This is a genomic window from Rothia sp. HMSC067H10 (assembly GCF_001810635.1).
GTDB lineage: Bacteria > Actinomycetota > Actinomycetes > Actinomycetales > Micrococcaceae > Rothia > Rothia dentocariosa.
This window is the reverse complement of sequence record NZ_KV802316.1, coordinates 1-202: the sequence shown is the minus strand read 5'-3', so window position 1 is coordinate 202 and position 202 is coordinate 1. Positions and strand designations below refer to the sequence as shown.

Annotated in this window: 1 tRNA gene and 1 rRNA gene; both read right to left on the bottom strand. The window is 55.9% G+C overall.

From position 1 onward, the window contains the following. Positions 1 to 7: 7 nt before the first annotated feature. Positions 8 to 124, bottom strand: a 5S ribosomal RNA gene (gene rrf / locus HMPREF2756_RS07095). Between the two features lie 3 nt (positions 125 to 127). Further along, positions 128 to 200 (bottom strand) — tRNA-Ala (locus HMPREF2756_RS07090). Positions 201 to 202 lie beyond the last annotated feature (2 nt).

Below are 202 nucleotides of genomic sequence, written 5' to 3'. Positions count from 1 at the left end.
AAAACTAGTCCGGCGACAACCTACTCTCCCACACCCATCAAAGTGCAGTACCATCAGCGCAAAGAGGCTTAGCTACTGGGTTCGGAATGGAACCAGGCGTTTCCCTCTCACTATAATCACCGAAACGTGGAGGCGAGGGGACTCGAACCCCTAACCCTCTGCTTGCAAAGCAGATGCGCTACCAATTGCGCCACGCCCCCGC